The sequence below is a fragment of the Flagellimonas sp. genome (assembly GCF_965222555.1).
GTDB lineage: Bacteria > Bacteroidota > Bacteroidia > Flavobacteriales > Flavobacteriaceae > Flagellimonas.
Map to the genome: position 1 here is coordinate 21,964 of NZ_CBDCUG010000001.1, position 24,256 is coordinate 46,219.

Below are 24,256 nucleotides of genomic sequence, written 5' to 3' on the forward strand. Positions count from 1 at the left end.
CCAGGTTTCATGAACAACAACCCGTTTTCCTCAAATACTTTTATTTCCGTATGGTCAAAGCATTTTAGTGCCAATAAACCATTAACAAGTTTTGACTTTATAACGGATCTTTTTTTTGTCAAGCATCCTTTTTTACCAGTTTACACGAATGTTGGCAAGACTCATACAAAAGGCATAGATTACCATCTATCTTCTCAAAACACCAAGGATTACAAAAAAAAAGTTTGCCTCATCTATGATGCGCCAACTTATTTTAACATCGAAATCAAGACGGATTCAACTACACTAAAGGTTCACAGAATCAAGCAATATCCAGGATTTTTAATATCCTTAAACGATTTCAACGGTTTTGATGATTATTTTACCACTACCTTTCGTAAAAGCAGTAGATACAAGCTTAAGAAATATAAAAGGAAACTAGAGCTGTGCTTTGACATTCAGTACAAAATGCTGTTTGGAGACATTTCAAAGGAAGAGTATGATTCTGTTTTTGGGTATTTTAAGGAGCTGCTGGAAAAAAGATTTGCCTACAAAAAGGTGACCAATAACAATCTGGACAACAAAGAATGGAGTTTTTATTTGGATGTTGCCTATCCCATGATTTTGGAAAAGAAAGCATCTCTTTTCGTAATTTATGCAAATAGTGTGCCTATTGGGGTAACACTAAATTACTTTTCGGATTCTATCCTTTTTGATGCCATCACTGTTTTTGATATGGATTATTCAAAATTTCATTTAGGCTCTGTTACCATTATGAAACTTATTGAATGGTGTTTTGAAAATAATATCGAGACTTTTGATTTTTCCAAGGGTTATTTTGATTATAAAAAACGTTGGGCCACTAAAACATACCCGTTCGAATATCATATCTATTACGATTCGGAGTCCATGATATCCAAAACAATAGCTTATGGAATCAAAAGTTTTTATACCTTAAAACAGTCGCTAAGAGATAGAAATATAAACGAAAAATTACACAAACTAACATTTTGGTGTCGAAACCTCATAAACCCGGATGATTCTCGTATTACCTATGAATTCAAGTCGGTTAAGGATGAGGTTTCCATGGAAAGTGCCGATAGGATAAATATTGACTTGCCAGAAAATCAATTTTTAAAACCCATGGTTTTTGACTTTCTTTATGTAGAAAATGAGTCTTTTTCCCAACTTAAATTGTACCGTCTAGAAAATAAAACAAAATCCTACCTGTTAGAAGGAGGTACGGCAAAAGCGGTACTCAATGTTTTAAATAAAGCTACGTAGAAGAATAGATTACTGATATAGACAATCAGACTGTTCATTAAAATGATATTGGGCACAGATTTAAAATTGTCAACGATAAAACATGAAATCGAGTAACTTTATCATACAATTTTTTGAAAAAGACTATGTTCCTCCAGTATACTCTACTGTACAATTCCAAGGAGATAAGCATATATTGTTTTATGAAAACTCCCAAAATATCCCTACCCATACATTGTACTCGACCCGTTTGATTCCTGAATATTTAACACTATTCCAGAATGAAAAATTCGGTTGCAAAAAAATAAAACAAACCAACAAAGGCTATGCACTGTTTTTATCAGATTTTGAGGATGCAGAAGCTTATATGTTGCAAAAATCAAAAAGTAATGCAAAAAGCGTACTTAAACGCTTCAAGCGTCTTTGCCTGTGCTTTGACATTTCATTCAAAACCTATGATGAATCCATAACAAAGGTTGAGTATGATTTTTTGATGGAACATTTCTTAACATTGCTTGTTAGAAGATTTGAACAGCGAAAAGACCAAAACAAAAAAATAGAGAATTGGGATTATCTACATAAAATAGCGTATCCTTTGATACAGCAAAAAAGAGCATCTCTAAGCGTAATTTACAATAAGGATATCCCAATCCAGATACAACTAAGATATCATTATGGAAAAGTACTTTTTTCGGCCGTTCCCGCTTACGATATTGATTATCATAAGTTTGGACTTGGGAACATTGCCGTATACAAGGAGATAGAATGGTGTATTAAAAATGGTTATAAAGTGTTGGATACAGGTTATGGAGATCTTGACTATAAAATACGATGGAGCAACAAAATATACACTTTTGAAAGGCATGTAGTTTACAAAAAAACATTGCCTTCCCTTTGTATTGGACTCGTCTACTATTATATTTTTGGCTTAAAGGAAACATTGAAAAAAACAAAGGAACAAGTGGTTAAACAGAAGTGGTACGCAAAGGAAAAGCCTCCAAAATCTACAGATGAAGATTCCTTTGTTGGTTTGGAAATGATGGAATTGACGGAGCATGGAATTCCCGATTCAAAAGCTTTAATCGATATTAACCAAGAGCCGTACCGTTTTCTAAAAAGACCAGTATATGATTTTCAATACTTAAATGCTGAACCAGCTGAGAATATTAAAGTTTATAAGTTGATGGACAATCCTGTGCATTATCTAATTGTTGGTAGTAAGAAAAAACAAGTATTACAAAAGAAACTTTAATGAGCTTTAATAGTTAATTTATTGATAATCAATAATATAAAAGTGTATTCTTAATATTTTACCCTAACTTTGAAAAATCACCCTTATACATCCAAAACCTTTCTTGATACTTGGCAATCACATTTTAGGCCTCATCAGAAAACTATAGCGTTAGGGTATTTTAAGGGCCCACTATTTCACAAGAAAAAATATCCTCCAATTTTTGTGAATGCAGGAAGCAATTTTACGCTTCAGAATTACTACCAAATAGATTCCCAGCAAAATGGACAACTTCAAAAAAAAGTGGTAACAATTCTAGATGTTCCAGATTATTTCAACATTCCCCAGATAGAACACCAAAAAATGCCCAAGCAACATATAGTTAGGGAATATGTGGGGTTTTTAATTGATTTAAAAGATGTTGGAAGTTTGGAAAGTTATATGACCCAAAGGTTTAGCTCCAAAAGCAGATCAAAATTTAGGTCCTATCTGAGAAAGCTTGAAAAAACCTTTATCATTACCTATGCTATGTACTTTGGACATATTGAAAAAGAAAACTATGATTTCATCATGGATGCCTTCTTTTCAATTTCAAAAAGAAGCTTCAAAATAAAGAACATTACCAACAAAAAGTTGTTGCCTAAAAATTTTGCATTTATTAAAGATGTGACATACAAGCTCATCTTGGAAAAAAAGGCAAATCTGTTCGTTATCTATGATCGTGGCAATCCCATTGGCATATCCCTAAACTATAATTCAGATAATATTCTGTTTGGAGATTCTACTGTCTATGACCCAGACTATTCCAAATACAACATTGGAATAATCATGCTCATAAAGCAACTAGAGTGGTGCATTGCCAACGATATTGAGATTTATGATTTCTCTAAGGCCTATTTTGATTACAAAGCTAAATGGTGCAATCGATCTTATCATTTCAGGCACCATATTTTTTATGACTCCAAACATTTAAAATCAACCTTGGTGGCTGGGTTATTTGCCCTGTTCCTACGAACAAAACAATACCTACGTGAACACCCCTTCAGAACTTATTTAATACGTAAGGGAATCATTGGCAAAAAACCAATTAAGGAAATGGGGTACTCACAATACTCAGGAGAATTGAATGATTTAATAAAAGGTGAAGTCCCATTGGATTTGGACAAGCATCCACACTTGTTCAAGGCCATTAACGATTTTGTACATTCCTCCGCTGAACATGTTACTGCCATTCAGGTTTTCCCCATTATAAATGAGGCTAACTTATTTTGTATCAAAGGAAATAAAACAGAACGGATAGTATCCGTAGATATTCGCTGAATTGATATTTAGTACCTAAATTTTAAAAACAATCCACTATCGTTTTTGGAAGCTGGTTCCGGTAATCAGTTTTACATCCACTAAAAAGAAAATAAAACTAAATCAAGTACGTTCTTAAAATCATACACCGAGAACAGAACTTAATAAAACCCATGGTCAACCAAAAAAAAATAGTTTGCGCTCCACATATGTCATGGATTGAAACTAATTTCAAATTTGACGACTAAGGCAATCAATCTATTGAAAACCAAAAAAAATGTTATTCAACTCCATTGAATTTCTTTTCTTTCTTCCTTTGGTGTTTTTTTTGTACTGGTTAGTAGCTAAGACCGAGAAATCACAAAACATCCTCATTATTATTGCCAGTTATGTGTTTTATGGTTGGTGGGACTGGAGGTTTCTCCTATTGATTTTAGCGAGTACCACAATGGATTTTATAGTTGGACAACAGATCTATAAAAATTTAGAGGTAAGGAACAAAGCTAAATACTGGTTATGGACAAGCGTGGTATTTAATGTTGGTCTTCTCGGTTTTTTCAAGTACTATAATTTCTTCATTGATTCTTTTATAGATATGTTCTCCATGGTAGGCTATGAAATGGGGAGTTCATGGACCTTGAATATCATTCTTCCAGTTGGTATTTCTTTTTACACCTTTCAGACCATGTCATATTCTTTTGACATCTATTACAAAAAAGCGAAACCCACGACCAATTTAATAGCATTTGTTGCCTTCGTATCCTTTTTCCCACAATTGGTAGCAGGTCCAATAGAAAGAGCTTCAAATTTATTATCCCAAATAAAATCCAAAAGAGTCTTTAACTATGACCAGGCAGCAAGTGGACTCAAACTTATTTTATGGGGGTTTTTTAAAAAACTGGTCATAGCGGATTCCATCGCTCCAATAGTGGACGATATTTTCGCCAATTATGGGGATTATCCGGCTTCAACACTGATTCTCGGAGTATCGCTTTTTAGTTTTCAAGTATACGGTGATTTTAGTGGGTACTCGGATATTGCCATTGGTACCGCAAAACTTTTCGGTATAGAGTTAATGTCCAATTTCAAATTTCCCAATTTCTCAAGAAATGTTGCTGAATATTGGCAACGCTGGCACGTATCCCTTTCCACTTGGTTCAGACATTATCTTTATATCCCTATGGGAGGTTCCAAGGTTAGCAAGCTGAAATCCGTTAGAAATATCTGCGTCATATTTTTGGTAAGTGGATTTTGGCATGGGGCAAATTGGACCTTTATATTTTGGGGAGGCCTTCACGCACTTTTTTATATTCCCGTGTTCTTAATGGGAAGAAACCGAATTTATGCTGGGAACGTTGTGGCAGAGAATTCACTTTTTCCAAGTATAAAGGAAATAGCCCAAATTTTGCTCACTTTTGCTTTGGTGACCTTTTCTAGGATATTTTTTAGGTCACCATCCTTATCGGATGCATTTGAATATATGAACCGTATTTGGAACAATTTTGCCTACGAACCTTATCTGCACCCAAGAGGGTACCGTATGTCAGATTTTTACATACTGCTCGCATTGTTTGTAGTTTATGAGTACCTGATACGCAAAGATGAGAGAAATCCGTTCAAATTTAGTTCCAAAGGTGTACGGTTATTGATATATACCACGTTAATATTGGGTATGCTACTTTTTTATGACGACAATGTGAATAGATCATTTATATACTTTCAGTTTTAATCCTGTTATATGAAAAAATTAATCCTGAAAATAGCATTTTATCTCATTGCCATTATAGCCCTGTTGGAACTAATGGTACGAGCTTTTCATCTCCATACTGACGATCCTCCAAGGTATATTGACAAATTTGGTGTTGAAAAAAGAGTTCCTGGACATAATGGTTATTCCGTCACTGGAAATAGAAACCAAACTTTTTCCGCTTTTAAGATCAATAAGGAAGGGTTTAATAGTTTTCGTGAGTTCTCCCCTACTAAAGATGGCTATGAAATAGCAATAATAGGGGATTCATTCATTGAAGGGTTCCATATTGACTATACTAATTCTATTGGAAAAAAAATAGAGGACAACTTAAAATATGGAGAAGTTTATGAATACGGTTATGCCGGTTACGACCTGGCCAACCAAATGCATCTGATATATTCCAATAAGGAACAATTTGATCTTATTGATGAAATCATAATCTATCTAAACTTCCAAAATGATCTTAAAAGAAATGAGTATGTTCCAAATACTTCCAGAATAGCGCTCTTATCTTCACTTCCTTTTAAAATTCGAGATAACATAAAATTACTATCGTATGCTTCAGGCATCGGGGTCTTAGATCCGATAAAAACATTTTTTGTGAAAAAATTGCCAGAACGGAAAGCAATGACCCAAAATTCAGACGATGGCATTCAAATTGCTGAAAAAATATCGGCCCAAGAAGAAAAAGTTCTATTGGAGAATTTTAAAGACCTAATAACCCTTTATGGGTTTGACAAAACCAAAACCAGCATCTTATTGGATAAAAGAGAGACCGGAGATCGCTTTTTGGCCTATTGCAATCAAAATGATATAAATATCATTGACTTTTCAACTGCTTTCTCCCAATCAAAAAAACCAACAACCTTGATTTACGATTGGCACTGGAACGAACATGGCAGAGACTTGATTGCCAAAGAGATTTCAGATTATATCAAAAAAAGAAAGTAGTAATGGGTTGTTTAGAAAAACCTATTGCTAACCTCTCTCCTATTGAACCTATTCATAAAGTCGAATCTTAGAAAAACTTCAAAAGAACCATCATTAAAAGTGGTATTTCCCAATGTGGTGGTCTCTACATCATACGCCAGACCTACCATTAACTTATCATACAGTTTAAGTCCAAATAAGGCGCTGACCGCAGAATCAAACCTATAAGCAGCTCCAAACGAGAATTTTTCGTTAAATACCAACCCTGCAGAAACATCAGTCTGGATAGGTGCCCCCGAAACCATTTTTACGAGCATTCCGGAGTTCAGTTTTAAATTAGGGTTAATATCGAACCTGTATCCCGAAATTACATAAAAGTTCATTCGCTCGGATGCTATAAAAGAACTGCTTTGCCCAGCGCCATCAAAATGTTCCGTTTCCAAAATGTTTGGTAATGAAACCCCTGCATAGAATCTATCTGTGTAATAATGAGCTCCTATTCCAAAGTTTGGAGAAAACTTGTTATCCACATTGACCAAGTTGGGCTCAACCCCATAATTGATCAACTTGGAAAAGTCTAAATTAAGAAAGTGGCCACCGGCTTTTAGTCCCAAAGCCAATCTACCAAGTTCGGATATCTCTATAGTGTATGAGAATGTACCATCAAAATAGGTTTCCTGACTGGTACCATTTCCAATCTCATCGTTGACCACGGAAAGACCAAGACCGACTCTTCTGGAGATCGGCGAACTAAAACTTAATGTTTGAGTATTTGGAGCTCCGTCCAAACCTATCCATTGCGATCTATGTAACACAGAAATGCTAGGAACGCCTCTTGCCCCAGTAAAGGCAGGGTTGACCACCATTGTATTAAGTGCATATTGAGTGTATTGTGAATCTTGTTGTGCTACAATATCCCATTCCGTTTGGATTAGGAATATGTAAATCAATATAAAAAGTACTTTTTTCATTTTATTCTTTTTTACCCTATATGCTATTTATTGATTGAGATATAGATAACCAGACCTTGAATTAAAATTACTCCCGTCAACGTATTTTATTATATAAAAGTATACGCCTGCTGGTAGATGTTCTGAACCTTTGAATGTTGCCCTACCGGTGGAAAAACCATTAAACACATTTGAGTTGTTGTCATATCCAGTTGTTTCAAAAACAATTACTCCCCATCTGTTGTAAATTTCAACGGTGTTTTGAGGAAATGATTCAATATTGACAATACGGAAGTAATCGTTTATTCCATCTCCGTCTGTAGTAATTATTGAATTGCCTATGCTTATTTCTCCACACTGTGTATTTGCCGGAGGTGTCCCGCCCACTGAACTACATGGGTCAAGCGGATCAGTACCATCAGAGATTTCTTGACCATCCATAATAGTGTCACCATCCGTGTCAGCATTTAAAGGGTCGGTATTATAAGTGATTTCATCAGTTCCGTCAAGGCCGTCCATATCACAATCCAAATCTAATGGTGGTGTTCCACCTATTGAATCACAAGGGTCAAGAGGATCTGTATTATCCGAAACTTCTTGGGCATCACTGATTTGATCACCGTCCGTATCATTATTATAGGGATCGGTACCTAGCAATACCTCTTCTCCGTTAAAAAGGTCATCACCATCGCAATCATCTTCCACCCAAAGGGTATTTTGTATGTCAAAACCTGTATACCCTGGTGACTGAGCAGGATCACATGGGTTATTCTCATCAGATCCGTTATTAATTTCGTCTTCATCGCTAATTCCGTCCCCATCTGTATCTCCATTGGCCAGATAAGGATCCGATCCATTGGTTACCTCATCTCCATTATTTATTGCATCTCCATCACAATTAGCTGATGCCCAAATAGCATTCGCCGCATCATATCCAGTATACCCTGGGGCCTGAACCGGATCACAGGGATCGGTCAAATCTGACCCGTTGTTCACCTCATTATCGTCATCAATTCCATCACCATCGGTATCCCCCGAAACAGCATAAGGATCTGTACCATTAATGGCTTCATCGCCGTTAATAACTCCATCCCCATCACAGTCTGCTGCCATCCAGATGGCATTCGCTTCATCATATCCTGTATATCCCGCAGCTTGTGCCGGATCACAGGGGTCGTTCAAATCTGTTCCATTATTGGTTTCATTATCATCATCAATGCCATCACCATCGGTATCCTCGGAAACAGCATAAGGGTCTGTCCCATTAGAAGCTTCATCGCCATTGTTGACTCCATCGCTATCACAGTCCGCTGCCATCCAAATGGCATTGGTGCCATCATATCCGGTATAACCCGCCACTTGTGCCGGGTCACAAGGATCATTCAAATCTGTTCCATCCACTGTTTCCCTATCATCAGGGATTCCATCCCCATCGGTATCAGAGGCGCTGTATGGATCTGTACCATTGGTGACTTCATCGCCATTGATAATACCATCCCCATCACAATCTGCTGCCATCCAGATGGCATTTGCTCCGTCATATCCTGTATATCCCGCTGCCTGTGCCGGGTCACATGGGTCCAGAGGATCATCGCCATCAGTAACCTCCTGACCGTCATCAACACCGTCACCGTCCGTGTCCGGATCCAAGGGGTCCGTGCCCCGTGTATTTTCATCGTCGTTGGTCAAATTGTCCCCATCATCGTCACAGCCTCCACCGGTAACAAGGGCGTCCGTGCTGCTCACGTCCGTCTGCCCCGCTCCCGCTACCGTGGGAATCCCGTTGGCAGGGTTCACCACATCGCCAAGGCTGTCGTCAACGTCCAAATCAGCTATGGTAAATCCACCGTCTCCCTCAAGGGCATCCGCACATCCGTCACCGTCACTGTCGCTGTCCAAGTGGTCGGGATTTCCATCCGTGTCCAAATCACGATAGGAACAGGTCCATGAAAGGTCGTCGAGCATCAATACCGTGCCCGATGTGCTCACCGCCACACCCGGGTTTGTCCATTCTATCAAGATACTGTCCACAGGATAGCTAAAGTTGAACACCACGTCCCCGTCAGTACTGTTGCCCGCATTGGGCACCAGCTGGAGGCCGTCAAAAGTACCTCCGCCCAGGTCGCTCACATAGGCCGGGTTTGCCACCGTGTAATCCACGCCCGCCGTCAATGCGGTCTGGACTCCGCCTATAAATGCACTGACTATGACGCGGTCCGTATATTCGGGATAAAACGTTCCATCACTGAAATCAATATCCACAAGGGTAAAGGAAAGGTCGGTGACCGCTCCATCAAAGCTAATCCGGTAGCGTACGAAATTACCCCCAAGTTCGTCTATCCTCGAATCGAACCTAAGCCCGGTACGCCCACCTATGGTGGAAGTCCCCTCAATGGCCCGGTAGTTCGGTATACTTGCAAAATCGGTGGCCGTGTTGTCCGCCGTGATTAAGGTACCATCTATGGTAGTGGTGGCCGTTGATGAAAAATCGTCGTCCGGGTCTCCGCCCGCCCAAGTGGGATCACCCCAAATAAGGTCGGAACCTCCAGCAGGACAATTGTATTCATCGGTATCCAAAAGACCATCGTTGTCATCGTCCAAATCTATACTATCGGCAACATTGTCACCGTCACTATCCACGTTGAAAGCGTAGGGATCTGTACCAGTAACTACTTCGGAAGCATTTAAAAACCCATCCCCATCACAATCTGCTGCCATCCAGATGGCATTTGCTCCGTCATATCCTGTATATCCCGCTGCCTGTGCCGGGTCACATGGGTCCAGAGGATCATCGCCATCAGTAACCTCCTGACCGTCATCAACACCGTCACCGTCCGTGTCCGGATCCAAGGGGTCCGTGCCCCGTGTATTTTCATCGTCGTTGGTCAAATTGTCCCCATCATCGTCACAGCCTCCACCGGTAACAAGGGCGTCCGTGCTGCTCACGTCCGTCTGCCCCGCTCCCGCTACCGTGGGAATCCCGTTGGCAGGGTTCACCACATCGCCAAGGCTGTCGTCAACGTCCAAATCAGCTATGGTAAATCCACCGTCTCCCTCAAGGGCATCCGCACATCCGTCACCGTCACTGTCGCTGTCCAAGTGGTCGGGATTTCCATCCGTGTCCAAATCACGATAGGAACAGGTCCATGAAAGGTCGTCGAGCATCAATACCGTGCCCGATGTGCTCACCGCCACACCCGGGTTTGTCCATTCTATCAAGATACTGTCCACAGGATAGCTAAAGTTGAACACCACGTCCCCGTCAGTACTGTTGCCCGCATTGGGCACCAGCTGGAGGCCGTCAAAAGTACCTCCGCCCAGGTCGCTCACATAGGCCGGGTTTGCCACCGTGTAATCCACGCCCGCCGTCAATGCGGTCTGGACTCCGCCTATAAATGCACTGACTATGACGCGGTCCGTATATTCGGGATAAAACGTTCCATCACTGAAATCAATATCCACAAGGGTAAAGGAAAGGTCGGTGACCGCTCCATCAAAGCTAATCCGGTAGCGTACGAAATTACCCCCAAGTTCGTCTATCCTCGAATCGAACCTAAGCCCGGTACGCCCACCTATGGTGGAAGTCCCCTCAATGGCCCGGTAGTTCGGTATACTTGCAAAATCGGTGGCCGTGTTGTCCGCCGTGATTAAGGTACCATCTATGGTAGTGGTGGCCGTTGATGAAAAATCGTCGTCCGGGTCTCCGCCCGCCCAAGTGGGATCACCCCAAATAAGGTCGGAACCTCCAGCAGGACAATTGTATTCATCGGTATCCAAAAGACCATCGTTGTCATTATCAAGATCCACGCCGTTAAGGACAGTATCACCGTCGCAGTCGCCTGTTGGTGACTGGTCAGCGCACTGAGCTTGCAGAGCATTAGAGCTCAAAACCAAGATCATCATTAGAATACCGGAAACAAACTGAGTAGAATAATTTTGTTTTGATAACATCGAAATGTTGTTAGTTTAGTTATAGTACTTTTTCAAAAATTGGAATTTTTGACGTCTTGATGAGAACATCCTTCTTATCCCTAGAATTTCAATATTGAGAATTCTGAACGCCTATTTTCCCTGTGTTCTTCCTCCTTGCAGTATACCCCGTTACTGCAATGGTTAATCAATTTGGATTCCCCCATTGCATCCAATTCAACTCTTTCAGCTGATAATCCATTAGAAATTAAATAATCCGCCGTTCTCCTTGCTCTTCTTTCCGATAACCATTGATTGTATTGATCAGGTCCTCTGGAATCCGCATGGGATTCAATCTTAATCTGAAGGCTTGGATAGTTTTCCATAATTATCATTAATTTATCCAAAAGACCTTTATCTGAACTGGATAAATAAGACGAATTAAGTCTAAAATGGATATTCCCCAAATCATTTATTTCTTGTGCTATCTTGTTTCTTCGAGCCTCTTCCGCAGTTTTTTTCGCTTTCTCCGCCGCTGCTAATTCAGCTGCTTCCTTTTCCCTTTTAAGTCGCTCTGCCATAAGTCTGGCTTCTTCCTCTGCTCTTTGCTGGGCCAAGATAGAATCTTGCTTTCGCTGCTGTTCTTTTTTAAGCTCTTCCAAAAGATTTTTCTTCTCCTCCCCTTTTCTGGACAATCCTTTCTCCACTCCAAAACGATATGCCAACCCTAGCGCATGCTGAATATGATTTGTTGAATTCTCGGTATTCATGGTCCATTTTCCAGTTGAACTTAAATCCAATCCCCAGTGATCTGAAAACCACGTCCTGAAACCGACAATAGCATTATATGTTCCTCTTCCTTGATTGTTGGCATCAGTATACCCAACACCTACACCCACATAAGGGTCAAAAAAACCTGTTTCCCCAAGAATTTGATTTAGGTCATAGCTTACACGCAAATCCAAAGCCAAATAATCTATATCTTCCCGATTTTCGGCATTGTCTATTATTTTGCCTGTCTTGTATTTATTGTATGTGGCAATTGTTTCCAATCCAACTCCATTCTCAAAATAACGTCCAATACTCACCCTGGAAGGATATGGAACCATATTCCATCCATCTTTAATATCAAAAAGATTTCCGAATTCATCTCCCGAATCGTCAACAATGTTAATACCTAATGTAAACAACCAAGATTTCTTGACAACACTGTCTTTTTCGGTTAGTTGTACCTCTTGCTGTGCCGCACCTTGCATGAAGAATAAAAGTGCCATTGCCAAAAGAGTTGCTTTTGAGGCTTTCATAGGGTTTAATTTGAGGTTTCCTCACAAAACTAAATCAATTGCCCAAAAGCCTATATTTTGTACCTTAAATTACCTTAATATTCGATGAGAGGCAAAAGAAGTAAGTTTCATCCTACTATCCAATCTTTTAAAACTTTGCAATTGATCAGGTTATTGGTAGCTTTAGAGATGAAAAAGACGCGATGCAGTATCGGATTTATTTTAGGCTTCGGTCTTATCCCATTCCTATAACCGATAGGTCTTCTTTATCTTCAACCAGTATTATCATCAAATTCTGCATATTTAAAGTTCCTACTTGTCTTCGTTATCGGTAGTTTTGTTAAATATATCAGAACCTAGTAATAGGAATACGTTATCCCTATGTTTTGAAGCTCACTTTTTAATGATTTTGTAGTGTTTAAGTGAATCAATGGTTATAACTGTTAAAAAGTATATTCCTTGGGATAACGACGATATATTTATCCTCACAAAACCGTTCTCATCAGTTTCCGAATTTTGCCCCGTAATCTTTGCCCCATTAATATCAAAAAGACTAAGCTGTACTTTTTCGAAACTATAGGATCCCACATAAATACTTAAATCCCTATCATCTATCGGGTTTGGATAAACATACCCATTTGAGATTAAACCGATTACCTTCTCATAAACACCTTGACAAACCAGATCAGTACTTATTTTTATTCTATTCTCAAGCGCGTCCAAAGACAAGGTAAACTCGCTTTCTGCTGTCTTATAAACCTCACCATTGTGTTCAACAGTATAAAGATCGGAGCCCGAAAGCTCTAAAACAATCTGATTCTCCAATGCTCCCGAATTTAGGTTTACCCCCAAAGGTTCGGCTTCTGGAACATCCAAAGTGTAGCATTGGCTATATGCATCATTGCCCCGTATTGTGATGCACAAGTTGTAAACACCAGGGGGCAGGTTCTCCATAAGTAAACTTTCATTGAACTCCAGATTTCTTACCTCAACATTTTCACTATTGGTTAAAACGGCTATATATTCCAAAATTACTTTTGCACTTACTTCCAAACTACCATTTTCACTATCAACGCAAGATTCACCAATCACCTTGACCATAATGTTATCTGTTTCCAAGGAAATCTCACAGCCTCCTGCATCTACTATGACACCTTCTGGGGTATTTTGGCAAATATCTTCTTCATTGGGTATTCCATCATTATCTATATCACCATCACAGACATCGCCCATACCATCACCATCAAAGTCTTCCTGTCCAGGATTGAATATAGTTGGACAGTTATCATCAGGGTCGGCAATGTTATCATTGTCCTGATCGTTTGGTAAATTAGAATCATAGGGGTCTGTGCCACTATCATGCTCATCTCCATTGTTAATACCATCTGCGTCACAGTCCGCATTAGCCCAAATAGTATTTGTTATATCATAACCATTATAACCAGAAGATTGGACTGGATCACATGGGTCATTTGAATTTGTTCCATTGTTGACCTCATTATCATCATCAATACCATCTCCGTCCATATCATTGGAAATCTGATAGGGATCCGTCCCATTGGTGGCCTCTTCTCCATTGCTCACACCGTCATTGTCACAATCCGCGGAGGCCCAGATAGTATTAGTCGAATCATATCCCGTATAGCCAACACTTTGTACAGGGTCGCATGGAATAGCAGGATTAGTTCCGTTGTTGGTCTCGTTATCATCATCTATTCCATCACCATCGGTATCGTTAGACTTCTGATAGGGTTCCGTGCCATTGATGACCTCATCAGCGTTGGTCACTCCATCTCCATCACAGTCCGCTGCCTGCCATATCACATTTGAAGCATCATAACCGGTATACCCTGCCATCTGCAAAGGTAGGCAGGAATCCAGTGCCTCACCCGGAGTAGCTTCAAGATTGTCAGCTATGCCATCGCCATCAGTATCGCCATAAACACTTATTAATGCAGTATCGGAATAACCACCATCATCTGTTGTAACTGTTATTGTTGCAGTTCCAGATGAAACTGCGGTCACCACTCCATTATTTACAGTAGCAACAGATAAATTATCACTCGTCCATTGCACTGATTGATCAGTCGCATTATTAGGAGATATGGTTGCAAACAATGTTACAGCATCTCCAGTTGTTATGCTTTCGGCATTTGAGGACAAACTTACACCCGTAACTGCAATATTTGATGTCAATGCATCTGGAACGGCCCCTCCATTAACCCAATATGATGCTCTGTTGCTCATAAAATCAGAAAGCAGATCAGTTCCAGCTGCGGATGGATGGATGCCATCAAAGCCAGGTCCACCAATATCAAAATAGGTAGTATAGTTTTGATGGGTAAAATTGTATAAATCTACTATGGGATTGCCATCTACGTTTATCTGCGAGGGTGTGTTCGCCAATATTTTTGGAATCAAAATCCCTTGATTGTATGGTAAACTTCCCAACTCCTGATTATTGGCAATGTCCTCCACAATGGCGTAGGTTCTAAAAGTAATCGGCATGATGATAACGTCCTCTTTTCGAGTTTGACCGATTGCTGTTAACAACGCGTCATAATCGTCACTTATATTTTGGAGCTCTACAGGTGTGGCGGTACTATAAGGTCTTGTAGTACTAACATTGTTACCCCCAATGTGGATCATAAACAATGTATTGGACGTATGGGTGCTCATTGCAGTCTGTACTTCACTTATAATACCATTGATATCATAACCGCTAAAACCGTAGCCATACACATCCACATTAACACCATTTGCTTTCCATTCAGTAGTCCTTGCAGCGTTGGGAGTGTTTAAATTTCTACCGTAGGTTTGCTCCATAATTGAAGCACCAATAATCACAACTTTATCATATTGACCGTAGGAAGAAAGTGAAAAAAAACTTAGAAGTAGAAGTAATACTCTACCGAATAACTGCTTTTTCATATAGCGCAAAAAGTGTTGTAAGTGGTTCGCCAATGGCATCAAAAACCAATTTGGACATTAATTTCACCGTAAGTATCTTTTAAATTTTAGTCTGTTTGCCATTCTTTATATCTTAAAAATTATAATAATACCCAATATTGTTTTTACCTCGGATGTAAATCTCTCTGATCAATATACTAATTCAAAAAAAATTCAGTCCAATTTAAAAATCACAAATTCAGATCTTCTATTTTTTAAATGTCGGTTTTCTGGACAAGGTGTATCGTCATCACATTCGTTGGTCAATTGGGTTTCACCAAAAGCATCGTGTTTTATTCTTTCTTGTGATATACCTTTTGATAAAATATAGTCCACGGTTCTTTCCGCTCTTCTTTCGGACAACCACTGATTGTATTTGTTTGTTCCTCTTGAATCCGTATGAGCATTTACTCCAATGACCAAACCTGGAGTATTTTCCATTAGGTTCACCAATTTATCCAAGATAGCTTTGTCATTTGTTGTAAGATAAGATGAATTTAATTTAAAGTAGACATTGGATAATTGATCTATCTCTTTTTTTATTCTGGTTCTCCTTACCTCCTCAGCATCTTTTTTAGCCTTCTCTGCCGCAGCAAGTCTTGTTGCCTCTTTTTCCCTTTCCAGCCTTTCTGCCAACAAACGGGCCTCTTCATCAGCTTTTTGTTTGGCCACTATGGAATCTTGAACACGCATCTGTTCTTCTTCCAACTCCTTGAGCAGAGCTAATTTTTCCTCTCCTTTCCGAGAAAGTTCTTTTTTCGTATTAAATCGATAGGCCACTCCTACGGCATGTTGAATATGATTCGTTGCGTTTTCAGTGCTCATGGCCCATTTGCCTGTGGTGCTGAAGTCCAATCCCCAGTGGTCAGAAAACCAAGTTCTAAAGCCAACCAAAGCATTATAGGTACCTCTTCCTTGATTGTTGGCATCAGTATATCCCACTCCTGCACCCACATATGGATCAAAAAACCCAGTTTCCCCTAAAATCATGTTTAAATCATAGCTTAAACGAAAATCCAATCCATAGTAATCCACATCTTCTGGTATGGCAACCCCATCAACAATTTTTCCCGCCTTGTACTTATTGTAGCTTGCAACGGCTTCCGCTCCCAGTCCATTTTTAAAATAGCGTCCTATACTTGCGCGAGATGGGTAAGGAACCGTATGCCAATGCCAACCTTCCCCAAAATCAAACAGTCGACCAAATGCATCTCCAGAATCATCTACGAAATTTGTTCCTAATGTAACCAACCAATAGCTAGTGACTACACTGTCTTTTTTGGTCAACTGAACATCCTGTCCAGAAGCACCCAAGGAAACTAATAAGATAAGCGTCAGCACAAGAGATTCTATATTCTTCATATAAATAAGATTTGAGGTCCTTATCCTACAAAGCTAAATCCAATCCATGAAGTATCTCGTTTTGTACTTTGAAGTGCTCTTATTTTCGATAAGCGGTTTAAAAAATAGTTTAGCGCCCAGAATTCTGAAAAATCACTGTTTTAGAAGTATTGGGTATTTTGTAGATATAAAAGGGGTAGGATATCATGGAAGTATTCTGAGAGGCTTCATTGATTTTTGACAACCCTATGGTTATCAAAATCTTACCGTTATCCTCTGTTCTTTTTATTGATAATGGCTTTTTCTCTTTTTGTTCCCCCAGGCAAACCAACAACAACATATTTTTGGTAAAATCTATTTCTGGAACAGGAAGCCCAGGTTTTCGTGTTTTGTTGATTTTTGAATAGAACCTTTTTAAAGATTTAGCATCTTTGATTACACTGGTCTCTTGTTCTGTAATGTTGCTATATGCATCATGGGCGACCAAAAACATATTGTCATCACTTTCACCCAAAAGCAATTCATCATTCTTTTGGGCTTTACATGAAGCAAGACAAGCAAACAATATAAAAACAAGATATTTCACAAATTAATGGGTGTTTTTAAAGCGTGATTTATAGGCTTTTTCATAAACTTCTTCATATATGGGCAAAATATGGACTATATCAAATTTAGAAGCCACTTTAAAGGCATTTTCTTTAAACTCTTCCAAAACAGCATCATCCTTTAGGATATGAAGGGCTTTTGAGGCCATTTCCTCCACATCCCCTACATCTGCCAAAAATCCTGAGATTCCATTCTTGTTCACTTCAGGGATTCCACCTGTATTACTTGAAATAACCGGAGTTCTATTGATCATAGCTTCCAGGGCCGCCAAACCAAAGCTTTCCGACTTTGATGGCAATAAAAACAAATCTGAAAAACAAAGAATTCTGTCAATCTCGTTGCTATTTCCAAGAAATACCACCTTTTCCTTAATTCCCAAATCATCACAAAGCTGTTCCGCGTATTCTTTTTCGGGTCCTTCCCCAACCATAATCAGTTTTGCAGGAACTTCTTCCTGGACCCTGAAAAAGGTATAGATGACATCTGGTATGTTCTTTACTTTTCTGAAGTTACTAACGTGTGTAATGATTTTCTCTTCCTCATTGGCCATCAATGATCGTTGGCAGTCCGTATAATCCAATTTGTATTTTGATGTATCTATAAAATTGGGGATTACTTCAATATCCTTTTCAATATCGAACAACTCCAAGGTTCTTTGTCTTAAAGCTTCGGATACCGAGGTAACAATGTCAGATTTATTGATACTGAAATTTACGGCTGGCTTATAAAATGGGTGCTTGCCCACCAATGTAATATCAGTACCGTGAAGCGTTGTAATCATTGGAATGAAAATACCCTCTTCCTGAAGCATTTTCTTGGCCATATAACCTGCATAGGCGTGCGGAATTGCATAGTGTACATGCAACACTTCAATCCCATAAAATTTTACCGTGTCCACCAATTTACTGGACAATGCCAGTTCATAGGGCTGGTAATGAAAAAGTGGGTATTCCGGTACGTGGACTTCGTGAAAATGGATATTATTACCCAAAAGTTCCAACCTAACGGGTTGTTTATACGTGATAAAATGCACTTCATGGCCTCTTTCTGCCAAGGCAATACCCAATTCTGTGGCCACAACACCACTACCTCCAAAAGTGGGGTAACATACTATAGCTATCTTCATAAGCACAAATCTAAGGCAATATTTTATGCCTAATTTATAATGGAATCATAAATAGCTTGCTGAATTCGGGTTCTCAATCCAGATTTCACTAGTAGTGTATTACTGGCAGAGGGGTAGGTTCTATTTGATAAAAAGACGTAAACGAGTTCTTCCTCAGGGTCTGCCCAAGTATATGTGCCGGTAAAACCGCTATGTCCAAAACTCTTTCTGGAAACGCAGCCACAGGTGGGGCCCTTTTCTTTGAGTTGGGGTTTATCAAAACCTACTCCCCTTCTAACATCTTTATGACAGAAGTAACACGTATTGAATTTTTTGATCGTACGTTCGCTCAAAAAGCGTTTACCTCCATATAGACCTCCTTGCAGGTACATCTGCATTATTTTGGCCACATCATTTGCATTGCTGAACAGTCCTGCATGTCCTCCTACTCCACCTTGCATGGCAGCTCCCATATCGTGCACATAACCCTGGACCGTTTGATGTCTATAATATTTATCTTCTTCAGACGGGACAATCTCCTCTTTGGAAAACCGACTCAAAGGATTGAACGAGGTATGCTGCAATCCCATGGGGATGTATAAGAATTCATTGATCAATTCGTCCAGCTGTTTCCCATAAGTATCCTCAATATATTTTTTGAAAACATAATAGGCCACATCACTGTATCGATAACGATTGGATTTTAAGCTCTGCCTTCCAATCCTATTGTAAATTGAGTCCTTGTATGCGTCTGTCAGGTAAAGATTTTCTGCTACTTTATACGAAAATCCCTCCATAGGAGCATTTCTATAAAATTCTGGGGAAGGCTTTCTGTTTTTCGTCAACGTATCAATGTAAAACGCTATCCATGCCGGTAATCGGCCATAATGGGAAAGGGCTTTGAGAACGGTAACATCTTTAATCTCTGTTGAATCATATTGAGGAATCAATTCTTTGAATGTATTGTTCAGGGCTATTTTGCCTTCTTCCTCCATTTTCATTATCAATGGTAATGTGGACAGGATTTTTGTCAACGAGGCCAAATCATAAATATGCCCATCGCTTACTTTTTCTTCGGATGTATACGTGGGTTTACCAAAGGCCTTATTATACACCACTTTTCCTTTTTTCGCAATCAAAACTTGCGCTCCAGGGTACATCAATGAGTCCAGACCAGCCTCCACCAAACTATCCACTGCCGCCAGTTTGTACGAACTGAGCCCTACCCTCTCCGGAATGCTATACCCCAAACGTTGTAGAGGCTTTAGCTTGATTCCTGTATTCACTGGAAATTCACCATGAGCAGAAACAGGCAGTTTCCCGCTTGTACCAATGGCTCCAAAAATCACCTCTGCAGCTTTTTCTTGGGCTATTGCACTATTTTGATAAGCAACCACCACTCCATCAATGCTATTGAAATTTGCCACGTCCAAAAGTGCATAAGGTTTGGCAAAATGTGCAAGTATGGTATTACTGGTTCTCAATCTAGCAATCTCTTGCAACCAAAAAAGCTCGTTTTTGGAAAATTTGTACGATTTCCAAGGACTCTTATTGCTCTTATGAAATCCAACAATGATCAAATTATAATTTGCCAGTTCTTTTTTATATCCTGCCGCATCTTTGGCCTCAATTTGGGTAACCTTTGCATATTTGGAAAGGCTTTCATAAAACATTTCCCCAGAATCATCACCAAATTTTACGTAGGCAATCCTTTTGTTTTCCAATTTCTTAATTGGCATCAAAGAAAAGTTGTTCTTCGCAACGGTAATTGCTTTTTCAATGGCCTCCTCATACACTACATCATTTTCAACCTCATTTAAATCTTCATATAGATTATCTAACTGAACCGGTGTGAAATTGGACAGACCTACCTTATACTTGGCCATTAAAATTTTCTTGACAGAGTGTGAAAGGCGACTTTCGGTAATGATTCCCATGTTATAAGCCTCCAAAAGTTTTTCTTTGGCCTGTAGCACATTTTCCGGCATTAAAAGCATATCGTTGCCAGCTTTAAATGCCTCCAGTTCAACCTCACCCTCGGGTGCAAACTTAGCTACTGCTTTCATATTTAAAGCATCTGTAAATACCAAGCCCTCAAAACCCATTTCCTCTTTTAATACTCCAGAAATAATCTGTTCTGAAAGAGATGACGGCAATCCCTCTCTGATTTCCATACCCGGGACATCCAAATGAGCCACCATAACGGAACTTAGTCCATTATCAATCAACTTTGTGAACGGAAACAGTTCAACGGAATCCAATCGTTGTTTTGTTGAATTGATTATGGGCAATGCGTGATGGGAATCTGTTGCTGTGTCTCCATGCCCTGGAAAATGTTTCCCACATGAAAGTACACCAGCCTTTTCCATGCCCCTCATAAAAGCGGTCCCATGACGTGCAACATTCACAGGATCTTCTCCAAAGGAGCGATTTCCGATAATTGGGTTCTTGGGATTGTTGTTCACATCAATATCTGGTGCAAAATTGATGTGCACTCCCAACCTTTTAGCATGCTTTCCAATTTGAAAGCCAACTTTTTCAACCGTTGAACTGTCCTTTATTGCACCCAATGTCATATTCCAAGGAAAGGCATATGTGGAATCCAAGCGCATGGACAATCCCCATTCGGCATCCAAAGCAATTAAAAGCGGTGTTTTTGACAGGAATTGATATTCATTGGTCAATTTCGCCTGGCGTATAGGGCCACCAACCAAAAATACAACCCCTCCAATGTGGTGTTCTTTAATCAATTCTTTTACCTTATCCGTGGCTGTTTTACTTTGATTTGAGGCAACACTTACCATGAATAATTGCCCAATACGTTCCTCAAGGGACATTGCATCATACTTGGTGTTGACCCAGTTAAGCTGTCCCAAAGAATCCTTGGCCATCAATGGATTATTTTGACCATTGATCCCTAAAAACCACAGAAAGAAAAGGGAAAAGTAAAAGTTTATCCGCATAAATATCTTGTCTAGGACATGAACTTACAACTATCAAAAATATTGCATTTCGTCGAAGAAACCACTGTTATTAGGATAAATTAAAGATATCTCTTACACAAATCTTGCGTGCCAACTCTCACTAGCCGGGACCTCCCAGTGTTCCAAATACTCCAATTTATTGGTGACAAGGTTGTTAAAAACGATGGTGCTTTTTGAAATTGCTTTGTCCTTCGCCATTTTTTTAAAATCCTTTAAAGACTTGTATGCAACGTACTCTCCTTGTTTAAAAGAAACGTTCATCCTGTCCATAAGCTCTACTCCATACTTTTGTTCCAAGCCTTGAATAAAATGAACCGAAGTATCTATGGAGCATCCAGAGGCACTTGCATTGGACTGATCTAACCCAATTACTATGAATCTTTTGTATTTGATCTCAAAACCGGCACTTAGTTCACTTCCATGTGCAGTCCATTGCTCTAGAAATTGAGAAAGGGCATTGTTCACATCTTCAAGTTCTTCACTTGAAAAACTGCGATTGCATTGATATATCCAGATTCTTGCGGTGTCCGGGAGGGACTCAAAATCGACTAGCATTTTAAATAGAATTTGCAATTAGTTCAGCCACATCCAAAACAGCAATACTTTCCTCTTTCTCATGTGCTTTAATTCCGTCTGTCATCATTGTATTGCAATAGGGACATCCGGTGGCAATAATATTGGGATTGGTCTCCAAGGCATCTTTTGTGCGCAGTACATTGACATCCATATCGCCTTTTTCTGGCTCTTTGAACATTTGTGCGCCTCCGGCACCGCAACAAAGCGCAGTTTTCTTGTGGCGTTTCATTTCCACAATGTCAGCGTTGGTTTTTTTCAAAACATCCCTTGGGGCATCAAAAACCGAATTTGCCCTTGCCAGATAACAAGGATCGTGGAATGTAATTCGCTTTTCTTTGTACACTTGGCCTTCAACGGACAAACGCCCATTATCCATTAACTCTTTAATGTATTGTGTATGGTGAACAACGTCATAATTTCCACCTAAACCAGGGTATTCATTTTTTAACGTATTGAAAGAATGTGGGTCGCAGGTTACTATACGCTTAATTTCATAGCCATTCAACACTTCTATGTTCATCATGGCCTGCATCTGAAACAAAAACTCGTTACCTGCACGTTTTGCCACATCTCCTGTACAACTTTCCTCTGCTCCCAAAACCGCAAAGTCAACATTTGCTTTGTTCAATATTTTCACAAAAGCTCTTGAAATCTTTTTTGCTCTATCATCATAGCTACCAGCAGAACCAACCCAAAACAATATTTCTGGCTGCGTACCCTGAGCCATAAACTCTTCCATGGTTTTTACCCTAAGTTCTTCACTCATAGTACTACTATTATTCGTTTACCCAGTTTAAGCGATCCATTTGATTGTATGGCCATGGAGCACCATTGTTCTCAATATTGGACATCATATTGTTCAATTCTGTGGGGGCCGCCGATTGTTCCATCACCAAAAATCTTCTCATTTCCATGATTATGGACAGAGGGTCTATACTTACCGGACAAGCCTGAACACATGCATTGCAGGTAGTGCAAGCCCATAACTCTTCGCGAGAGATATAATCATCTAAAAGTTGTTTGCCATCTGGAACAAACTCCCCTTTATTGACATCCATGTTTTTTCCCACTTCCTCGAGTCGGTCACGAGTGTCCATCATAATTTTTCTTGGAGAAAGCTTTTTTCCGGTCTGATTGGCTGGGCATTCAGAAGTACATCTTCCACATTCAGTACAGGTATAGGCATTCAACAGTTGTACCCAGTTTAAATCCATCACATCCGAAGCTCCAAACTTTTCCGGCTCTGGCGCATCTTCTGCTGGAGCAGCATAAGGGTCCACTGAAGGGTCCATCATCAATTTTACCTCATTGGTGACAGCCTCCACATTGTTAATCTCTCCCATCGGCTTTAACTTTCCGTAATATGTGTTTGGAAAAGCCAATATGATATGTAAATGCTTAGAATAGTAGAGGTAATTCAAAAATGTCAGTATCCCCAAAATATGTAACCACCAAGCTATACGTTCAACGACTATTAAGTTTGGAATGGACATTCCATCGAACAAAGGCACTAAAAATTGACTTACCGGAAATGCTCCGGCTTTTACATAATGTTCGGCATTCAACTGCTGCAATTGAAAATCGGTTGCATTCATCGTTAAAAACAAAAACATCAGCACCAATTCAATGTACAGGATCATATTGCCATCTTTTTTGGGCCAACCTTCCATTTCAGGCTTTATGAACCGTTGTAGTTTGATGATATTTCTTCGGATCCAAAAAACAACGATTGCAACAATCACCAATAACGCCAATATTTCAAAAGAGCCAATTAGAATATTGTAGAGCGTACCCAGCGGAGCAAATAATCTATGGGTGCCCAATAGACCATCTAAAATAATTTCCAGTACCTCAATATTTATGATGATAAAACCAACATAAACGATGATGTGCATTAAACCAGCTATGGGCCGAACCACCATTTTGGTCTGTCCCAAGGCAATTCTTGCCATGTTTTTCCAGCGTTGCTGTTTATTATCGCTTACATCAACATCTTTTCCCAATTTGATGTTTCTGGATAGTTTCTTCACATTTTTCGTAAAGAATCCTATTCCAATAACAAGGGCTATGGCAAAAAGAATGTTCGGCAGGTATTCCATAT

At 39.6% G+C, this 24,256-nt stretch carries 16 protein-coding genes; 5 read left to right on the forward strand and 11 right to left on the reverse strand.

Going from position 1 to position 24,256, the window contains the following annotated elements; all coding sequences use genetic code 11:
• Nucleotides 1–9: 9 nt before the first annotated feature.
• The 5 genes from ACOQO1_RS00115 to ACOQO1_RS00135 all read left to right on the forward strand — a co-directional run bounded on the left by ACOQO1_RS00115 (nt 10) and on the right by ACOQO1_RS00135 (nt 6,473).
• On the forward strand, nt 10–1,263 hold the full coding sequence (locus ACOQO1_RS00115) for a GNAT family N-acetyltransferase (RefSeq protein ID WP_420600860.1): 1,254 nt from the start codon (nt 10–12) through the stop codon (nt 1,261–1,263).
• Between the two features lie 82 nt (nt 1,264–1,345).
• A complete protein-coding gene (locus ACOQO1_RS00120; protein WP_420600861.1) occupies nt 1,346–2,494 on the forward strand; it encodes a GNAT family N-acetyltransferase in 1,149 nt (382 codons plus the stop codon).
• A gap of 69 nt (nt 2,495–2,563) precedes the next feature.
• Nucleotides 2,564–3,793: a GNAT family N-acetyltransferase gene (locus tag ACOQO1_RS00125; protein WP_420600862.1), complete on the forward strand. Its 1,230-nt coding sequence runs from the start codon at nt 2,564–2,566 to the stop codon at nt 3,791–3,793.
• Nucleotides 3,794–4,049: 256 nt separating this feature from the next.
• Nucleotides 4,050–5,501, forward strand: a complete 1,452-nt coding sequence (locus ACOQO1_RS00130; RefSeq protein ID WP_420600863.1) for an MBOAT family O-acyltransferase — start codon at nt 4,050–4,052, stop codon at nt 5,499–5,501.
• A 9-nt stretch (nt 5,502–5,510) separates the two neighbouring features.
• Nucleotides 5,511–6,473 carry a hypothetical protein gene (locus ACOQO1_RS00135; protein WP_420600864.1) on the forward strand — a complete coding sequence of 321 codons (963 nt, stop codon included), beginning with the start codon at nt 5,511–5,513 and terminating at the stop codon, nt 6,471–6,473.
• 11 nt (nt 6,474–6,484) lie between these two features.
• Here ACOQO1_RS00135 and ACOQO1_RS00140 read toward each other — a convergent pair whose 3' ends face one another.
• From ACOQO1_RS00140 to ACOQO1_RS00190, 11 genes are all read right to left on the reverse strand, one after another.
• Entirely contained in the window at nt 6,485–7,423 is a 939-nt protein-coding gene (locus ACOQO1_RS00140; protein WP_420600865.1) for a type IX secretion system membrane protein PorP/SprF, read from the reverse strand.
• Between the two features lie 27 nt (nt 7,424–7,450).
• Nucleotides 7,451–11,353 carry a gliding motility-associated C-terminal domain-containing protein gene (locus tag ACOQO1_RS00145; protein WP_420600866.1) on the reverse strand — a complete coding sequence of 1,301 codons (3,903 nt, stop codon included), beginning with the start codon at nt 11,351–11,353 and terminating at the stop codon, nt 7,451–7,453.
• Between the two features lie 80 nt (nt 11,354–11,433).
• The gene (locus ACOQO1_RS00150; protein WP_420600867.1) at nt 11,434–12,615 is read right to left on the reverse strand and encodes an OmpA family protein; all 1,182 of its coding nucleotides are present in this window, start codon (nt 12,613–12,615) and stop codon (nt 11,434–11,436) included.
• Nucleotides 12,616–12,987: 372 nt separating this feature from the next.
• Nucleotides 12,988–15,525, reverse strand: coding sequence for an Ig-like domain-containing protein (locus tag ACOQO1_RS00155; protein ID WP_420600868.1), 2,538 nt, complete (start codon nt 15,523–15,525; stop codon nt 12,988–12,990).
• 192 nt (nt 15,526–15,717) lie between these two features.
• Nucleotides 15,718–16,905 (reverse strand): OmpA family protein, encoded by a 1,188-nt coding sequence (locus ACOQO1_RS00160; protein ID WP_420600869.1) that lies wholly within the window; start codon nt 16,903–16,905, stop codon nt 15,718–15,720.
• A 109-nt stretch (nt 16,906–17,014) separates the two neighbouring features.
• The gene (locus ACOQO1_RS00165; RefSeq protein WP_420600870.1) at nt 17,015–17,470 is read right to left on the reverse strand and encodes a hypothetical protein; all 456 of its coding nucleotides are present in this window, start codon (nt 17,468–17,470) and stop codon (nt 17,015–17,017) included.
• A 3-nt stretch (nt 17,471–17,473) separates the two neighbouring features.
• On the reverse strand, nt 17,474–18,616 hold the full coding sequence (gene bshA, locus ACOQO1_RS00170; protein ID WP_420600871.1) for an N-acetyl-alpha-D-glucosaminyl L-malate synthase BshA: 1,143 nt from the start codon (nt 18,614–18,616) through the stop codon (nt 17,474–17,476).
• A 29-nt stretch (nt 18,617–18,645) separates the two neighbouring features.
• A complete protein-coding gene (locus ACOQO1_RS00175; RefSeq protein WP_420600872.1) occupies nt 18,646–21,558 on the reverse strand; it encodes a glycoside hydrolase family 3 N-terminal domain-containing protein in 2,913 nt (970 codons plus the stop codon).
• A gap of 93 nt (nt 21,559–21,651) precedes the next feature.
• A complete protein-coding gene (locus ACOQO1_RS00180) occupies nt 21,652–22,134 on the reverse strand; it encodes an ABC transporter ATPase (protein ID WP_420600873.1) in 483 nt (160 codons plus the stop codon).
• A 1-nt stretch (nt 22,135) separates the two neighbouring features.
• Nucleotides 22,136–22,921: a (Fe-S)-binding protein gene (locus ACOQO1_RS00185; protein WP_420600874.1), complete on the reverse strand. Its 786-nt coding sequence runs from the start codon at nt 22,919–22,921 to the stop codon at nt 22,136–22,138.
• 10 nt (nt 22,922–22,931) lie between these two features.
• Nucleotides 22,932–24,254: a 4Fe-4S dicluster domain-containing protein gene (locus tag ACOQO1_RS00190; protein ID WP_420600875.1), complete on the reverse strand. Its 1,323-nt coding sequence runs from the start codon at nt 24,252–24,254 to the stop codon at nt 22,932–22,934.
• Nucleotides 24,255–24,256 lie beyond the last annotated feature (2 nt).